This is a genomic window from Micromonospora sp. NPDC006431 (assembly GCF_042870725.1).
Lineage (GTDB): Bacteria > Actinomycetota > Actinomycetes > Mycobacteriales > Micromonosporaceae > Micromonospora.
Window position 1 is genome coordinate 68,354 of the sequence record NZ_JBIAHQ010000003.1, and the last position, 15,516, is coordinate 83,869.

Consider the following 15,516-nt stretch of genomic DNA (forward strand, 5'->3'; position numbering starts at 1 on the left):
CCGGCACCGCCGGTGGCTCAGGGTCTTCGTCGGCTCGCTTCGGCGAGTTATCCCGTTTTGAGAACTTTTCGGAGGTGCGGTCCAGCGTGCTGGCCATTCGTCTGGTGCGCGAGCCCGAGCGGCTCGACACCCTCGTCCTGCCCGTTCGTCCCGACGGGCCGGACCGCCCGCCCGCGCTGGTCCCCACCGCCTCGCCGCCCGGCGACGACGTCCGGGCCGAGGCGACCGCACTGCTCCCCGCCGCCCGGCTGACCGGTGCCGCAGGCGAGGTCCGGGAGCACCTGCGCCCGGGTGGCACGCCCGCGCGCCTGGTGCTGCTCGGCGTCGGCGACGGCGACGAGCACGGCTGGCGGAGCGCGGGCGCGGCGCTGGCCCGCGCCGCCAAGGATGAGATGTACGTCACGGTGACCCTCCCGGCGGATGCGGCGGAGACGCTACGCGGCCTGGTCGAGGGGCTGCTGCTGGGCTCCTACCGGTTCCGGCTGACCGAGGCCGGCGGGACGCCCGCGCTGGCCGAGGTGGACGTCGTGGTGCGCGACCCGGACGCGCTCGCCCCGACCCTGGCGGCCGCCCGGACCACCGCCGAGATGACCCGGCTGGCCCGCGACCTGACCAACACCCCCTCCTCGACCAAGAACCCGGGCTGGTTCGCCGCTCAGGTCGCGGCCGCGGCGACCGACCGCCCCGACCTGCACCTGCGGGTACGCGGCCCGGAGGAGTTGGCGGCGGAGGGCTTCGGCGGCATCCTCGCCGTCGGCGGTGGCTCGGCCAGCGGCCCCCGCCTGGTCGAGCTGGACTGGCGGCCGGCGGACGCGCGTACCCACGTGGTGCTGGTCGGCAAGGGGATCACCTTCGACACCGGTGGCATCTCCATCAAGCCGGTGCCGGCCATGAAGCTGATGCGTAAGGACATGGCGGGCGCCGCCGCGGTGGTCGCCGCGACCCTGGGCGCCGCCGCGCTGCGGCTGCCGGTGCGGATCACCACGCTCGCGCCGCTCGCCGAGAACATGGTCAGTGGCTCGGCGTTCCGCCCCGGCGACATCATCCGCCACTACGGCGGCCTGACCAGCGAGAGCACCAACTCCGACGCCGAGGGTCGGCTGGTGCTGGCCGACGCGTTGGCGTACGCGGAGCGCGAGCTCCGCCCCGACCTGCTGGTCGACCTGGCCACCCTGACCGGCGCGAACGCGGTGGCGCTCGGCAAGCGGCACGGCGCCCTGTACAGCGAGAACGACCAACTCGCCGCCGACCTGCTGGCGGCGATCGGGGCGGCCGGCGAGCGCGCCTGGCGGATGCCGCTGCCCGCCGACTACGTCGAGTACCTGGGCAGCGACGTGGCCGACCTGCACAGCTCCCCGGACCCGGCCAAGTCCATCACCGCTGCCCTGTTCCTGCGCGAGTTCACCGGCGACCTGCGGGACCGCTGGGTGCACGTGGACATGTCCGCCCCCTCCTGGTCGGAGGACGTGCACGGCGAGCTGACCCGGGGCGCCACCGGCTGGGGCGTACGCGGGCTGCTGCGCTGGCTGGCGACCCTGGGCTGACGGCGGGCGGACCTCGCGCCGCGTCGCTGGCGCAGTCGACCCCTGGGCGCGGGCGCACCCCGCGCTCGGTGTGGCTGAGCCCTGGGTGCGGCCCGGTCGCAGCCCGTGCCGGCGGGAGGCCGCCCGGCGATTCAGGCCTTCACGGCGACGAGCAGGCCGTGGCCGACCGGCAGCAGCGCGGGGATCCAGTGCTCCGACTCCCGGATCGCCTTGATGGTCTCCCGGACGGTGACCGTCTCCACGTCCCGGGCGGCGGGGTCGCCGATCCGGCCGCCGGCGAGGGTGCCGTTGAGCGCGAGCAACCCGCCGGGCCGCAGCAGCCGCAGCGCGGCGTCCACACAGGCGGTGAAGCCGGTCGCCTCCGCGTCGACGAAGACCAGGTCGTAGGCGCCGTCCGCGAGCCGCGGCAGCACGTCGAGGGCCCGGCCCGTGATGATCCGGGTACGCCCGGACGGAAAGCCCGCCTCCACGAAGAGCCGCCGGGCGATCCGCTGGTGCTCCACCTCCAGGTCGATGGTGGTGAGCACTCCGTCGGGCCGCATGCCGCGTAGCAGCCAGACGCCGCTGACCCCGGTGCCGGTGCCGATCTCCACCACCGCCCGGGCGTTGCCGGCGGCGGCGAGCAGTCGCAGCGCGGCCCCGGCCCCCGGCGTCACCGCCTCCACGCCCACCTCGTGGGCGAGGCTGCGGGCCGTCCGCAGCACGAGATCCTCGGTGACGTACGACTCGGCGAACTGGAGCGCCTGGGCCGTCGCGTTGCCGGAGCTGGCGACCGTGGCGATGGGACACCTCCGGGCGGCGTAGTGGTCGGTTGGCGCTATGAGCGTCTCTGATCAGCTTAGCGATCGTGAATCGGATGTTTCCGAGATCGTTTCCCATCGTGGTGGGGTCGCGTGGGCGTGCAGGTGGAATCCTGCGCCCAGTGCGGCCCCTCGTGGCCGGTGGCCGGTGGTGGGTGTGCTGATCGTGCTCACGCCCTGGAGCCGGTGGGCTGCGCGGGGCAGCCGGGTCCGGTCCGTTGGTGCGTGTCCCTCCGGACGCTTGCCCGCCTGGCCGTGAGGCCTGGCGGGGGAGGGTGCCCTGCGTCGCCTGGGCGCGGGGCGTGGTGGCTTGTCCCGGGTGGGGCCGGTCTTCGACCGGTCCTTCCGGCTGGTCTTCGTGATTACCGCCACCGTTTCAAGTTTGTCGACCACGGCGCGGATCATCATGTGCCCGCTGGTCTTGTCGGTGATGGTGTTGGCCTGGTGGGTGAGGCCACGGGCGGCGATACGACGCCACGCTCCGTCGTCGCGGTCGCCCTGCCAGCCGCAGCTGCCTGTGTTGGGGCAGATGGCCCACTTCCAGCCTGCCACCATGGGATGGTCGGGGGCTTTGCGGTGCCGCAGCGGGGCCAGGCACTGCGGGCAGTGTTTGGAGGTGTTCCGGGCGGGCACGGTGACCACGGCGATACCAGCCTCGGCGGCGAGGTGCCGCATGCGGTCGGTGATCTGCCCGCGTACCTGCTGGGATACGCGGGTGTTCATGGTGGTGCCCATGTCCCGTGCCTCCAACGACCGCAGGTCTTCCAGATAGATCACGGTCGCCCCGGCGGCGATCGCCTGGTCCACGGCCCATCGGGCGGCGGCCCACGCAACCGCGGCGTTCAGGTGCGAGCGGCGCTGGGACACGTGGCAGATTTCGTCGCGCAGTACCGCATGCTTGCCGAAGAGTTGATGTTGCTCGTCACCGCTGGCGAGCCGCTGGTAGTGGTCGGCTTTGGCGTGCAGTCGTTCTGACAGGCGGCGGAGGCGGTGCTGTTTGGCGAGGACTCCGGCGGCCCGGAACTGGCCACCAGACCCCACAGCCGTGATCCGCCCATCCTTGTGGAGTCGTAGGGCTCCGGCGGACAACAGGGTGTTCAGGCCCCAGTCCACACCGAGCGCCACCGAGTGCCCGATGCGCCGGGTTTTCGGCACGGCGTGGGTGTACGCGACGTCGGCTCGCACCTGCCGGCCGGTCACGCGGAGAGTGGGCAGGTGCACCACCGCGCCCGCAGGGACCGTGGGCGGCAGCGTGATGGGACAGGCCACCCACGTCCAGTCCCGATACGCCCGCGGATCCGGGCGTGAGGGAAGCTGCAAGCGCAGCAACACACTTGTGGGGTCGGTCCGGCTGCGTTCGATGGTGGCCTCTTGCCTATCACACGCGGCCAGCAGCAGCATCCGCGGGACGTTCGGGGCGTCTTCAAGCTCGAACACGTCCACCGGCAGGCGGCCATGCGCGGCAAGGAACGTGGCGACCTGACGAGTGCGGCCCTTGATGACGCTGGACGGCAGATGCTCCCCGCCCGGAACCGATTTGCGTACCTGCTCCCATTCCTGCGGGGTGCGTCTGCGCGGATCGGCTGGCCAGGTCGCCAGGATCCCGGCTGTCAGGTCAGCACGCCACGTCGCCGAACGCAGGAGCCGCCCCGCCTGCTCCTGAGCCATCCGCACGATCCGGTCATTTACCCTCACACCCTTGGGCGCGGCGGCGGCCCAGCCCAAGCGCCGCAGCGCCATCCACGCATTCGGCGGCAGTTTCCGGCCGCCCGCATCCTGCCCGGAGGCCAACACCTGTACATCCGCGGTGTTCCAGTGCTCGCCAACCAGGGCGCAGACCATGCCCGCCACCAGATCGGCACACCAGCCGATACGTTGCGCAAGCACCGCCTGGGACAGGACCTCACCGGTCTTCTCGTCCACACCCGCACGCACCACAGTGCGAGCGCACGCGGTACGCAAGACCTCGCCTTCGGCCAGCGGCAGCTTCCCGCTCACCGGCTCATCGCCTCGAGATCGATCGAGGAGAACCGACGCGTACGGCCGACCCACATCACCGGAATCTTCCCGGGCCCAAAAGAAGCATCACGGGGTGACCACCGAAACGCTTCGCGGCCTTCGGGAGTCGAAGAAGATCCACACGGTCAACCTATGGCCAGTGAAGATTCATAATCAAGTTGTTCAGCCCATAGGCGTGATCCGACGCGCGCAGCCGCGAGTGTGCTCTGCGACGATCACGGCCGGGCAACCCCTGACTCCGTTCGGGGCATTCGTGCAATCCTGGACGGTGTCCCGTGCGGCACGGCCGGCTTCGCCGGCCCCGCGCCACGGGACGTGCGGGACGGACTGGGAGGCACCGACGTGACCGACGGCTGGGACTGGCGCCAGCCCGGCGGGACCCCGGCACCGGCGGGAGGGCCGGCGCCCGGGAGTCCGCCCCCGGGCATACCGGGCGCCGGGGGTGGCACGACCCCCGGGAGTCCGCCGCAGCGCCCCCAGGGCACATACGGCGCCGGGGGCGGCACGCTCCCCGGGAGCTGGCCGCAGGGCCTTCAGGGCACGACCTCGCCCTGGTGGTCCGACGCACTCGCCGATCCGTGGCGCGACCCGTACGCACCCGCCGCGGTGGTGGTCCCCGCCGCCCCGGTCGGCGCCGGCGAACCGGAGCCGGTGACCGATCCGGACGCGCAGGGCCGGCCGAAGCTGCGGCAGGTGGTGCTGGTCTCGCTCATTACCGCCCTGCTGGCCGGCTCGCTTGGCAGTGCCCTGACGTACGCCTTCCTGCGCGGCAGTGCGGTGACCACCCTCGGCGCGCCGTCCCCGTCGGCTCCGGCGCTCGCCCAGCGCAAGCCCGAGTCCCTGGCAGGCGTCGCCGAGAAGGTGCTGCCCAGTGTGGTGACCATCCGGGTGGCCAGCCTGGGCGGCACCAGCGAGGGCTCCGGCTTCGTGGTCAGCGCCGAGGGGCACATCATCACCAACGACCACGTCGTCGCCGGCGGCGCCAGCAAGGCCACGGTGATCTTCAATGACGGCAGCTCGGCGCCGGCCACGGTCGTCGGGCAGGATCCGGAGTCGGACATCGCCGTGATCAAGGTGACGCGTACCGGGTTGCAGCCGGTGGAGTTCGGCGACTCGGACGCGCTCGCCGTCGGGGACCCGGTGCTCGCCATCGGCTCGCCGCTCTCGCTCGCCAACACGGTCACCGCCGGCATCGTCAGCGCGGTGGACCGGACCATGCAGGCCGGCGAGCCGGGCGGCCCGACGCGCTACTACGCGGCGATCCAGACCGACGCGGCGGTCAACCACGGCAACTCCGGCGGTCCGCTGGTCGACTCCGGCGGCCGGGTGGTCGGGGTGAACTCGACCATCAAGTCGCTGGTCGCCGACGGGCAGGAGGCCGGCAACATCGGGCTCGCCTTCGCCATCCCGATCAACCAGGCGAAGCGGATCACCCAGGACATCATCGGCACCGGCAAGGCTCGGCGCACGGTGATCGGCGCCCAGGTGGGCGGCACCGGCGTGTCCGGCGGTGGCGTACGTCTCAACGCCGTCGAGCCGTCCGGGCCGGCGGCGGCGGCCGGGCTGCGTGCCGGGGATGTGGTGCTCCGGCTCAACCGGCATCCGATGACCGACCCGACCGATCTGGTGGCACTCGTCCGCAAGTACGCCCCCGGATCGGTGGTGACGGTGGAGTATCGGCGGGGTACAACCCGGCAGAACACTTCGGTAACGCTGGCCGCAGACGCGAAGTGAGCACCCCTCTCCCCCTCCCGGACAGCCCGGTGACGTGCGTAGTCTTGCCATGGACGCGGACGAGGAGGCCGGAGTGTTCGAGAACCTGAACTGGTGGGAGATCGGCGCCCTGCTGCTCCTGGCGCTGCTGATCTTCGGCGACCGGCTGCCCACCGTGATCAACGACGGGCTCCGGATGGTCCGTAACCTGCGCGCCATGGCCCGGAACGCCACCGGCGACCTGAGCCGTGAGCTGGGCACCGACATCCAGCTGGAGGACCTGCACCCGAAGGCGTTCATCCGGAAGCACCTGCTCAGCGAGGAGGACGAGCAGGCCATCCGGAAGCCGCTGCAGAGCATGTACGACGGCCTGCGCGCGGACGTCAGCGGCGTGCACGACGACCTGAAGGAGGTCGCGAAGGCGGCCGACGTGCGGAACACCACCCGTCCGATCACCGCCACCGGCAGCACGGCCCCCGCCCCGGCCCCCCGCGCCAGCTACGACGACGCCACCTGACCCGTCCGCCCCCAGGGCTTCCCGACCCCCCGGCGCCGTTGATCATGAGGTTGGCGGCGCACGGATCGGCGTGTCGCACCGCCAACCCCATGATCAACGAGGCGGGCCGGAACGTCAGCGACCCTCCCGGGCGGGAGGCCGGGGAGGGTCGGTGAGGTGGGTCAGGGAGGTCAGGGGTCAGCGGCCGGCGGGCTTGAGGCCCAGGGGCTTGCCGAGCAGGGACTCGCGGCGGACGGCCAGCCGGTCGGCGACCTGCAGGATCGCCTTGGCGGCCGGTGCGTCCGGCTGGGCCAGCACGATCGGGGTGCCGGCGTCGCCGCCCTCGCGGACCCGGGTGTCCAGCGGGATCTGTCCCAGCACCGGCACCTGCGCGCCGATGGTCCGGGTCAGCGACTCGGCGACCGCCTCGCCGCCGCCGGCCCCGAAGACCTCCATCCGGGAGCCGTCCGGCAGCTCCAGCCAGGACATGTTCTCGATGACGCCGACCACCCGCTGGTGGGTCTGCAGCGCGATGGCGCCGGCCCGCTCGGCCACCTCGGCGGCGGCGGTCTGCGGGGTGGTGACGACCAGGATCTCCGCGTTCGGCAGCAGCTGGGCCACCGAGATCGCGATGTCGCCGGTGCCCGGGGGCAGGTCCAGCAGGAGCACGTCCAGGTCGCCCCAGTAGACGTCGGCGAGGAACTGCTGCAGCGCCCGGTGCAGCATCGGACCGCGCCAGACGACCGCCGTGTTGCCCGGGGTGAACATGCCGATCGAGATGACCTTCACGCCGTGCGACTGCGGCGGCATGATCATGTCCTCGACCCGGGTCGGGGCGCCCTCGGCGCCGAGCATCCGGGGCACCGAGTGGCCGTAGATGTCGGCGTCCACCACGCCGACCGAGAGGCCGCGGGCGGCCAGCGCGGCGGCCAGGTTGACCGTGACGCTGGACTTGCCGACACCGCCCTTGCCGCTGGCGACGGCGTACACCCGGGTGCGGGAGCCGGGCTGGGCGAACGGGATGACCGGTTCCTGGCCGCCGCCCCCGCGCAGCTTCGACTGGAGCTCCTGGCGCTGTTCCGGGCTCATCACACCGAACTCGATCTCGACGCCGGTCACGCCGGGCACCGCGCCGACGGCTGCGGTGATGTCGGTACGCAGCTTGTCCTTCAGCGGGCAGCCAGCCACGGTGAGCAGCAGCTCGACCCGGACGACGCCGTCGTCGCCGACCTCGGCGGAACGGACCATGCCGAGCTCGGTGATGGGCCGACGAATCTCCGGGTCGTTGACGGTGGCCAGGGCGGCCTGGATCGCGTCGGAGACGGTGCTGACGGGTGCTGACATGCCCGCAATGCTACGTCGCTGGTCATTGGCGTCCGCCGTGGCGGGGGCCGGTGTGAGCGAATCGATGACGCGACCGAGGGGTGGACGGGCCGTGCCGCGAAGTGGGACGATCGAGGCGAACGCCGCTCGCCTGGCCCCTTGAGGCGCGCGGCGTTCAATACTTTCCCGCGGCTGCCGGCGGCCCGGGCGACGTGCCGGTCACCGCCCGGCTCAGCCCTCCGGGCGCCGGTCCCGGGCGTAGTCGCCGTCCAGTTCGTCCTGCGGCTCGTCGAGTGACTCGCCGCCGTGCCGCCGGGGCTCCCGGGCCGGCTGCCGGCGCTCCCGCCGCTGCCGCCGCTGCGCCGCCTCGTCCAGCTCCTCGGCCAGCCGGGCCAGCTCCGAGCGGACGAAGTCCCGGGTGGCCACCTCGCCCACGGCGATCCGCAGCGCGGCGATCTCCCGGGCCAGGTATTCCGTCTCGGCCTTCTGCATGGTGGCGCGCCGCCGGTCCTCCTCCAGTGCGATCCGGTCCCGGTCCGACTGCCGGTTCTGTGCCAGCAGGATCAGCGGGGCCGCGTACGAGGCCTGGATGGACAGGAGCAGGGTGAGGAAGGTGAAGGTGTACGGGTCGAAGCGCCAACTCGGCGGAGCGAGGGTGTTCCAGGCGAACCACGCGCCGATGACCAGCGTCATGTAGACGATGAAGTTGGCCGTGCCCATGCCGCGGGCGATCCCCTCGGACCACCGGCCGAAGGTCTCCTGGTCGACCCGGGGCAGCCGGACGCCCCGGGGTTCGCGTGGCTGGTCCAGTCGCTCGGCCCGTCGCTGGTCAGCCATCGCCACCGTCCAGGGTCTCCGCCTCGGCGGCGGCCGGGGCCGGTGCGACGTCCCGGTTGCGCCAGTCGCGGGGCAGCGAGTGGTCCAGCACATCGTCCACGGTCACCGCCCCGACGAGCCGGTTGCTGCGGTCCACCACCGGCATGGCGACCAGGTCGTAGGTGGCCATCCGGCGGGTGATCTCGGGCAGCGGGGTGGTCGGTCGCAGCGGGTCGATGTCGTTGACCACCACCCCGCCGAGCAGGTCGGCCGGGGGCTCCCGGAGCAGCCGCTGGAAGTGGACCATGCCCAAGTAGCGGCCGGTGGGGGTGGTCATCGGGGCGCGGGTCACGAAGACCTGGGCGGCCACGGCGGGGGAAAGCTGCGGCTCCCGGATCCGGGCGAGTGCCTCGGCCACCGTGGCGTCCGGGGGCAGGATGACCGGCTCGGAGGTCATCACGCTGCCCGCGGTGCCCGAGGCGTAGCGCAGCAGCTGGCGTACCGGGTCGGCCTCGTCCGGCTCCATCAGGTCCAGCAGCACGTCCTGCTCCGGCGGCGGCAGTTCGTTGAGCAGGTCGGCGGCGTCGTCCGGCTCCATCTCCTCGAGCACGTCGGCGGCGCGTTCCCGGTCCAGTGCGGCCAGGATCTCCACCTGGTCGTGCTCCGGCAGCTCGCTGAGCACGTCGGCGAGGCGCTCGTCGTCCAGCGCGGCCGCCACCTCGTTGCGTCGGGCGTCGGGCAGGTCCTGCAACGCGTTGGCCAGGTCGGCGGGGCGCATGTCCTCCAGGACGGCGAGGAGGTTGGCCGTACCGCGGGTGTCGCCCACCCCGCCGAGGCCGCGTACCCGGTCCCACTCGACCTGCTGGAGGTGGCCGCGGCGGGTGAGCCGGCCGGTCTGCTCGCGGACGGCCACCCGGGTCAGCGGCCACTCGCCGCCGCGGCTGCGTTCCATCGCCACGTCGACCACCGTGCCGGGCTGCCGGTTCTCCAACTGCACCCGCCGGTCCAGCAGCTCCTGCAGCACCAGCAGCTCGTTGGGGCGCTTCTCGAAGCGGCGCAGGTTGAGGGTGCCGCTGCCCAGGACGACGGCGTCCGGGTCGATGGAGGTGATCCGGTTGATGGAGAGGAAGATGCGTCGGCGCATCGGCATCTCGGCGACCAGACCCACCACCTCGGGCGACTGCGGGCTCGGCCGCAGCCGGGCGACCGCGTCGCGGACCCGGCCCACCTGGTCGCCGTTCGGGTCGAAGACGGCGACTCCGGCGAGTCGAGCGAGGTAGACCCGGTTCGGCGTGCTCACAGCACCAGCCTAAGGGCCTAGTGTTTATCAACATGTCGACCTTGGCCTACGAGATCGTGGACGTCTTCACCGACCGCCCGTTCGCCGGCAACCCGCTGGCCGTGGTGTTCGGCGCGGAAGGGCTGGCCACGGAACAGATGCAGGCGCTCGCGCTGGAGTTCAACCTGTCGGAGACGGTGTTCGTGCTGCCGCCGACACAGGTCGGGGCGACGTACCGGGCGCGGATCTTCACCCCGGCCGAGGAGCTGCCGTTCGCCGGCCATCCGAGCGTGGGCGCGGCGGTGACCGCGAGCCGACGCGGCATGTTCGGCGCGGGCCAGGTCAGTCAGGAGTGCGGTGCCGGGGTGCTGCCGATCGAGGTGACCGCGACGGGCGCGACCCTCACCGGCGGCACGCCCACCCTCGGCCCCGAGCTCGACCCGGAGCCGCTGCTGGAGATGGTCGGCCTCACCGCCGCCGACCACGCCGGCCCGGCACCGCGGGTGGCCGGCTGCGGCCTGGAGTTTCCGTACCTTCCGGTACGCCCCGACGTGGTGGCCCGGGCCAAGCTGAACCTGCCAGCGGCGGAGCGGTACGGCGTGGAGCACGTGAGCGTCTTCTCCTGGGACCCGGCCACGCAGACCGCGCACGCGCGGGTGTTCGTGCCGGGGCTCGGCGTGCCGGAGGACCCGGCCACCGGCTCGGCCGCGCTGGGCCTCGGGGTCTGGCTGGTCGCCAGCGGGCTGCTGCCCGGCGAGGGGCGTTCGGCGTACGCGGTCCGCCAGGGCATCGAGATCAACCGCCCGTCCGCGCTGGCCTGCACGGTGACCGCGGCCGGTGGAGTGGCCGTGGGCGCGACGGTCGCCGGCCAGGTGATGCCGGTGGCCCGCGGCGAGATCGCCGTCCCGCCCTTCGTGGGCTGACCAGCGCCCACCGCCGACGTGCGCGCGTACGAGAGGATGCCGGTGTGACGGACGAGTTGGACAGCCGCGAGGTGACGCCGCTGGTCGACGAGGCGGTGAAGAAGGCGGCCGTCTGCTGGGTGAGCGTCGGGAAGGGCCCGGCGGTGGCGCTCTGGTGCCTGCCGCTGGAGGGGACGCTGCTCGTGGTCAGCGGCCCCGGCGAGCAGTCCGCTCCCGGGCTGGCCGACGCCGACGCGGCGCAGGTGACCCTGCGCGGCGACCACGGCGGCCGGATCGTCACCTGGCCGGCCCGGGTCACCCGGCTGCAACCGGGTACGGAGGAGTGGGGGGCCGCCGCACCGCTGGTCGCGGCGAAGCGGCTCAACGCCTCCGGCCCCACCGCCGACTTGATCGGACGCTGGGCCACCGAGGGCTGCGCGCTGAACCGGCTGGCCCCGGCGGGCACCCCGGTGGCGGGTGCCGACCTGCCGGCCGAGTCGCTGGCCGAGCCGCCCCGGGAGGCCCCCGTGGTCCGGGCTACCCGCAAGCCGTTCCGGCTGCACAAGGTGCGCCGCCGCTGAACCTCAGACCGAAACGGCGCAGGGGACCGGGTCGAGCAGGTCGAGCACCTCGGTCAGCGAGGTCAGCACCGGGCCGTCCCAGCACCGGTCGGCGTTGAAGACCATGTGCCCGGCCAGGTCCGGGGCGGCCAGCCGGACCGCCGTCATGCCGGCCCGCTCCGCGCCGGTGAGTTCCTGGCTGCCTCCGTCGCCCACGTAGAGGCAGTCGGCCGGGGCGAGGTCGAGCCGGCGGCAGGCGGCCAGGTAGAGCGCCGGGTCCGGCTTGCAGCACCCGAACTGCACCGAGAAGACCCGTACGTCGAGCAGATGCGCGACCGCGAGCTGGGGCAGGAACGCGGGCAACTCGTGGGTGCAATCGCTGATCAGCCCGGTGCGTACGCCCCGCTGACGTAGCGCGGCCAGCACCGGGACCGCCTCGTCCCGCAGCCGGGTGTCGGCGCGGATCGCCCGGTGGCGGGAGGCGACGGCGGCGCGTACCGCCAGGTCGGAGGGGTGGACACCCGCCTGGTCGCAGACCCAGCGCAGGGTCGCCTCGGCGTTGCCGAACTGGCCGCTGGCGCGCTGGTAGTAGGTGCGGTCGAGCACCTCGACCAGGGTGTCGGCCGGACAGCCGAGCAACTCGGCGGTGGCCTGGTGGGCGGAACCACGCTGGACGCAGCGGGTCAGGGTGCCGAAGAAGTCGAACAGCACCGCATGGTAGCTGGGCATGGGGGAGTGCCTCCGGACGTCGAGGGGGGAGTCGCCGGGACGCGCATGATCGTAACGGAGTGCTGACCATCCGTGGTGTCCCCTGTTCGTGTGAGGATTGCTCTCCGTGTCGTCCGCTCCGCACCGCCCTCCCCCCGATGCGCTGACTCTCGGCGCGCTCGTGCTGGCGGTCGCCGCCGTCTCGTCGTCTGCCCCTCTGGTCGCGTTCGCCGCCGCGCCGGCCCTCGCCGTCGCCTGCTGGCGGAACCTGCTGTCGGTGGCCGTGCTCGGTCCGGTCTCGCTGGCCCGGCGGCGTGCCGAGTTCCGGGCGCTGACCGTGGGCGCCGGCCGGCGCGAGGCGCTCTACTGCGTACTCTCCGGGGTGGCGCTGGCCGCCCACTTCGCCACCTGGATGCCGAGCGCGCAGCTCACCACGGTCGCCGCCGCCACCGCGCTGGGCGCCACCCAGCCGGTGTGGCAGGGGCTGATCGCCCGCTGGCAGGGCCGCCGGCGGCCGTTGGCGGTGTGGGCCGGGATCGCCGTGGCGGTGCTCGGCGCGGTGCTGGCCACCGGCGCCGACTTCGCCGTCTCCGGCCGGGCCTTCGCCGGTGACCTGCTCGCCGTGACCGGCGGCATGTTCGCCGCGGTCTACACCGCCTTCGGCGAGCGCGCTCGGGCCACCATCAGCACCACCACCTACACCACCATCTGCTACGGGGTCTGCGCGGCTGTGCTGCTGGTGGTCTGCCTGCTCGGCGGGGTACGCCTGCACGGCTACCCGGCGGGCACCTGGCTGGCGATCCTCGGCCTGGTGGCCGGCGCCCAACTGCTCGGTCACTCGATGTTCAACTACGCCCTGCACCGGGTCTCCGCCACCACGGTCAGCGTGCTGATCCTGCTGGAGGCGCCCGGCGCGGCCCTGATCGCCTGGGCCTGGCTGGGCCAACTGCCCCGCCCGCTCGCCCTGCCGGGGCTCGCGCTGCTGCTGGCCGGCGTGGCCGTGGTCGTGCTCGGCGGCGCCCGCGCCGGCCGCCGCGCCGAGCCGGTTCCGGTCCCCGCCGACGCCGCCGCGCTCACCGACTGACACCGGCCGCCCGTGACGCGGCGGCCACACTTTTCCGGGGAGTGTGGCGATTCCGCCTCCCGAGCCGCCGCTTTCGATGAAAGTGCGGAGGGTGGGGGCGCAGACGGAGCGGCAGGGTGACGAGCCCGATCGGGGCACACTCGTCACCCCCTCGGCCGAGTTCCCGCCGTTGGGCCCCGAGGAGCAGGCGGCATTGGGCCGGATCGGGGAACGCTGGCAGACCCCTCGGCACGCTGACGAACTGCCCGTCGACCCGACCCTGGGCCGCAACCGGCCCGGTCCGGCGCCGAGCCGGTTCGGGCGGCTGGCCCCGATCAACATGTTCACCGTCGAGGAACCGGACGAGCTGTGCGCCACCGGGCCGGCCCACGAGCCCGGGTCCCGGACCGGGCGGGTGCTCACCCGGCTGCGCCGGACGCTCTTCGGCCCGCCGCTGTCCAGCTCCGCCGTGCTGTACGAGCGGATGCGGAAGCTGATCGCGCTGCCGATCCTCTCCTCCGACCTGCTCAGCTCGGTGGCGTACGGGCCGGAGGCGATGCTGGTCGTGCTGGTGCTCGCCGGCAGCGGCGCGCTCGGGCTCTCCCTGCCGCTGGCCGCAGTGCTGGTGGTGCTCATGATCGCGGTGGGGCTGTCGTACCGGCAGACCATCCCCGCGTACCCGCACGGCGCCGGGTCGTACATCGTGGCCGGTGACAACCTCGGGACGACGGCGGGACTCGCCGCCGCGGCCGGGCTGATGCTCGACTACGTGCTCACCGTGTCGGTGTCGATCGCGGCGGGGGTGAGCGCGATCACCTCGGCGATGCCCGGACTCACCCCGTTCACCGTGCCGCTCGGGGTGCTGGTGATCGCCGTGCTGCTGGCCGGGAACCTGCGCGGGGTGCGTACCGCCGGCAACATCTTCGTGCTGCCCACGTACGCCTTCGTGGCCGCGGTCCTGGCCGTGCTGGTGGTCGGCTACGCGCGCGCGGCGGCCCGGGGTTTCGCGCCGGTGCCGCCGCCGCCCGTGCCGGCGGCGGAGGGGCTGGGCCTGCTGCTGGTGCTGCGGGCGTTCTCCTCGGGGGCGGTGTCGATGACCGGCATCGAGGCGGTGTCGAACGCGATCCCGGCGTTCCGGCCCAGGGAGTGGCGCAACGCCCGCACCACGCTCGGCTGGATGGTCACCATGCTGGTGGTGCTCTTCGCCGGGCTGATCGGCCTGATCCACCTGAACGGCCTGGTGCCCCGGCCGGACCAGACGATCCTGTCCCAGCTCGGCCGGCTCACCTTCCCCACCGGGCCCTGGTACGCGTTCCTCCAGGCCGCCACCGCGCTGATCCTGCTGCTGGCGGCGAACACCGCGTTCAACGACTTTCCCCGGCTGCTCTTCTTCATGGCCCGCAACGGCCACGCCCCCCGGCGGTTCCTGCACCTGGGGGACCGGCTGTCGTTCAACAACGGCCTGGTCGCGCTCGCCGTCGCCGCGGCGCTCATCTTCGTCGCCTTCCGCGGGCACACCGCGTCGCTGATCCCGCTCTACGCCGTCGGCGTGTTCCTCGCCTTCACGCTGTCGCAGGCCGGCATGGTCGTGCACTGGCGCCGGCACCGGGACCGGGGCTGGCGACGCCGACTGGTGCTCAACGCGGTCGGCGCCACCCTCTCCGGGCTGGTGCTGGTGACCGCCGCGATCGGCAAGTTCGCCCAGGGTGCCTGGCTGGTGGTGATCGCGGTACCCACCCTGGTGCTGCTCAGCCGCGGGATCCACCGCCACTACGCCCGGCTGGACGACAACCTGACGCTGCACCCACCGCCGTCCCCCGGGCCCACGTCAGGTAACGCGCCGCGGGGACCCGGCGGGTCGGCCGAGGGCGAGCGGCTGCCCCAGGAGGTACGCCATCTCGTGGTGGTGCCGGTGGCCCGGCTGAACCGGGCGTCGCTGCGCGCCATGGCGTACGCGGCGTCGCTGGGCCAGCCGACGCTGGCCGTGCACATCGCCCCCGAGGACGCCGAGGCGGACCGGTTCCGCGACCAGTGGCGGGCCTGGGGCGACCACCTGCGGCTGGAGACGATCGTGTCGCCGTACCGGGCGGTGATCGGGCCGCTCGCGCACTACCTGGAGGCGCTGCACGCCACCCGGCCGGAGCTGACCCTGACCGTGATCGTGCCGGAGGTGGTGCTCCGCCACCGCTGGCACCGGCTGCTGCACAGCCGCGCCGAGCAGCGGCTGCGCGCCGCCCTGCGGGCCCTGCCCGGCGTGGTGGTCACCAGCGTCCCGGTTCACGTCGCCGAGTAG

General features: G+C 73.3%; 13 protein-coding genes. 7 read left to right on the forward strand and 6 right to left on the reverse strand.

The window, feature by feature from the left end; translation table 11 throughout:
- Positions 1-86 precede the first annotated feature (86 nt).
- On the forward strand, positions 87-1,544 hold the full coding sequence (locus ACFYM6_RS06675; protein ID WP_387272944.1) for a leucyl aminopeptidase family protein: 1,458 nt from the start codon (positions 87-89) through the stop codon (positions 1,542-1,544).
- A gap of 131 nt (positions 1,545-1,675) precedes the next feature.
- Here ACFYM6_RS06675 and ACFYM6_RS06680 read toward each other — a convergent pair whose 3' ends face one another.
- The gene (locus tag ACFYM6_RS06680; RefSeq protein ID WP_387272946.1) at positions 1,676-2,248 is read right to left on the reverse strand and encodes an O-methyltransferase; all 573 of its coding nucleotides are present in this window, start codon (positions 2,246-2,248) and stop codon (positions 1,676-1,678) included.
- Positions 2,249-2,377: 129 nt separating this feature from the next.
- On the reverse strand, positions 2,378-4,342 hold the full coding sequence (locus tag ACFYM6_RS06685; protein WP_387272948.1) for a zinc ribbon domain-containing protein: 1,965 nt from the start codon (positions 4,340-4,342) through the stop codon (positions 2,378-2,380).
- A gap of 348 nt (positions 4,343-4,690) precedes the next feature.
- Here ACFYM6_RS06685 and ACFYM6_RS06690 point away from each other — a divergent pair, with 348 nt between their 5' ends.
- Positions 4,691-6,097: a S1C family serine protease gene (locus tag ACFYM6_RS06690; protein WP_387273725.1), complete on the forward strand. Its 1,407-nt coding sequence runs from the start codon at positions 4,691-4,693 to the stop codon at positions 6,095-6,097.
- A gap of 73 nt (positions 6,098-6,170) precedes the next feature.
- Positions 6,171-6,593: a preprotein translocase subunit TatB gene (locus ACFYM6_RS06695; protein WP_387273726.1), complete on the forward strand. Its 423-nt coding sequence runs from the start codon at positions 6,171-6,173 to the stop codon at positions 6,591-6,593.
- 177 nt (positions 6,594-6,770) lie between these two features.
- Here ACFYM6_RS06695 and ACFYM6_RS06700 read toward each other — a convergent pair whose 3' ends face one another.
- From ACFYM6_RS06700 to ACFYM6_RS06710, 3 genes are all read right to left on the reverse strand, one after another.
- Complete coding sequence (locus ACFYM6_RS06700) at positions 6,771-7,916, reverse strand: Mrp/NBP35 family ATP-binding protein (protein WP_387272950.1); 1,146 nt, start codon at positions 7,914-7,916, stop codon at positions 6,771-6,773.
- A gap of 210 nt (positions 7,917-8,126) precedes the next feature.
- Entirely contained in the window at positions 8,127-8,732 is a 606-nt protein-coding gene (locus ACFYM6_RS06705) for a DUF1003 domain-containing protein (RefSeq protein WP_387272952.1), read from the reverse strand.
- On the reverse strand, positions 8,725-10,011 hold the full coding sequence (locus tag ACFYM6_RS06710; RefSeq protein WP_387272954.1) for a magnesium transporter MgtE N-terminal domain-containing protein: 1,287 nt from the start codon (positions 10,009-10,011) through the stop codon (positions 8,725-8,727). Before ACFYM6_RS06710 ends, ACFYM6_RS06705 begins: the two co-directional genes overlap by 8 nt.
- A gap of 32 nt (positions 10,012-10,043) precedes the next feature.
- Between ACFYM6_RS06710 and ACFYM6_RS06715 the strand changes: the two genes are divergently transcribed.
- Both ACFYM6_RS06715 and ACFYM6_RS06720 read left to right on the forward strand, forming a co-directional pair.
- A complete protein-coding gene (locus ACFYM6_RS06715) occupies positions 10,044-10,913 on the forward strand; it encodes a PhzF family phenazine biosynthesis protein (RefSeq protein ID WP_387272956.1) in 870 nt (289 codons plus the stop codon).
- Positions 10,914-10,957: 44 nt separating this feature from the next.
- Entirely contained in the window at positions 10,958-11,473 is a 516-nt protein-coding gene (locus tag ACFYM6_RS06720; protein WP_387272960.1) for a hypothetical protein, read from the forward strand.
- A gap of 3 nt (positions 11,474-11,476) precedes the next feature.
- Here the strand turns inward: ACFYM6_RS06720 and ACFYM6_RS06725 are convergent, their stop codons facing one another.
- Positions 11,477-12,181 carry an HAD family hydrolase gene (locus tag ACFYM6_RS06725; protein ID WP_387272962.1) on the reverse strand — a complete coding sequence of 235 codons (705 nt, stop codon included), beginning with the start codon at positions 12,179-12,181 and terminating at the stop codon, positions 11,477-11,479.
- Between the two features lie 106 nt (positions 12,182-12,287).
- On the opposite strand from ACFYM6_RS06725, the gene ACFYM6_RS06730 reads away from it, so the two are divergent.
- Both ACFYM6_RS06730 and ACFYM6_RS06735 read left to right on the forward strand, forming a co-directional pair.
- A complete protein-coding gene (locus ACFYM6_RS06730; RefSeq protein ID WP_387272964.1) occupies positions 12,288-13,244 on the forward strand; it encodes a DMT family transporter in 957 nt (318 codons plus the stop codon).
- A gap of 91 nt (positions 13,245-13,335) precedes the next feature.
- Positions 13,336-15,516 (forward strand): APC family permease, encoded by a 2,181-nt coding sequence (locus tag ACFYM6_RS06735; RefSeq protein WP_387272966.1) that lies wholly within the window; start codon positions 13,336-13,338, stop codon positions 15,514-15,516.

Coding starts and splice junctions, on each gene's coding strand:
- ACFYM6_RS06700 (WP_387272950.1), bottom strand. CDS start 7,916: ATGTCAGCACCCGTCAGCACCGTCTCCGACGCGATCCAGGCCGCCCTG.
- ACFYM6_RS06705 (WP_387272952.1), bottom strand. CDS start 8,732: ATGGCTGACCAGCGACGGGCCGAGCGACTGGACCAGCCACGCGAACCC.
- ACFYM6_RS06715 (WP_387272956.1), top strand. CDS start 10,044: ATGTCGACCTTGGCCTACGAGATCGTGGACGTCTTCACCGACCGCCCG.
- ACFYM6_RS06725 (WP_387272962.1), bottom strand. CDS start 12,181: ATGCCCAGCTACCATGCGGTGCTGTTCGACTTCTTCGGCACCCTGACC.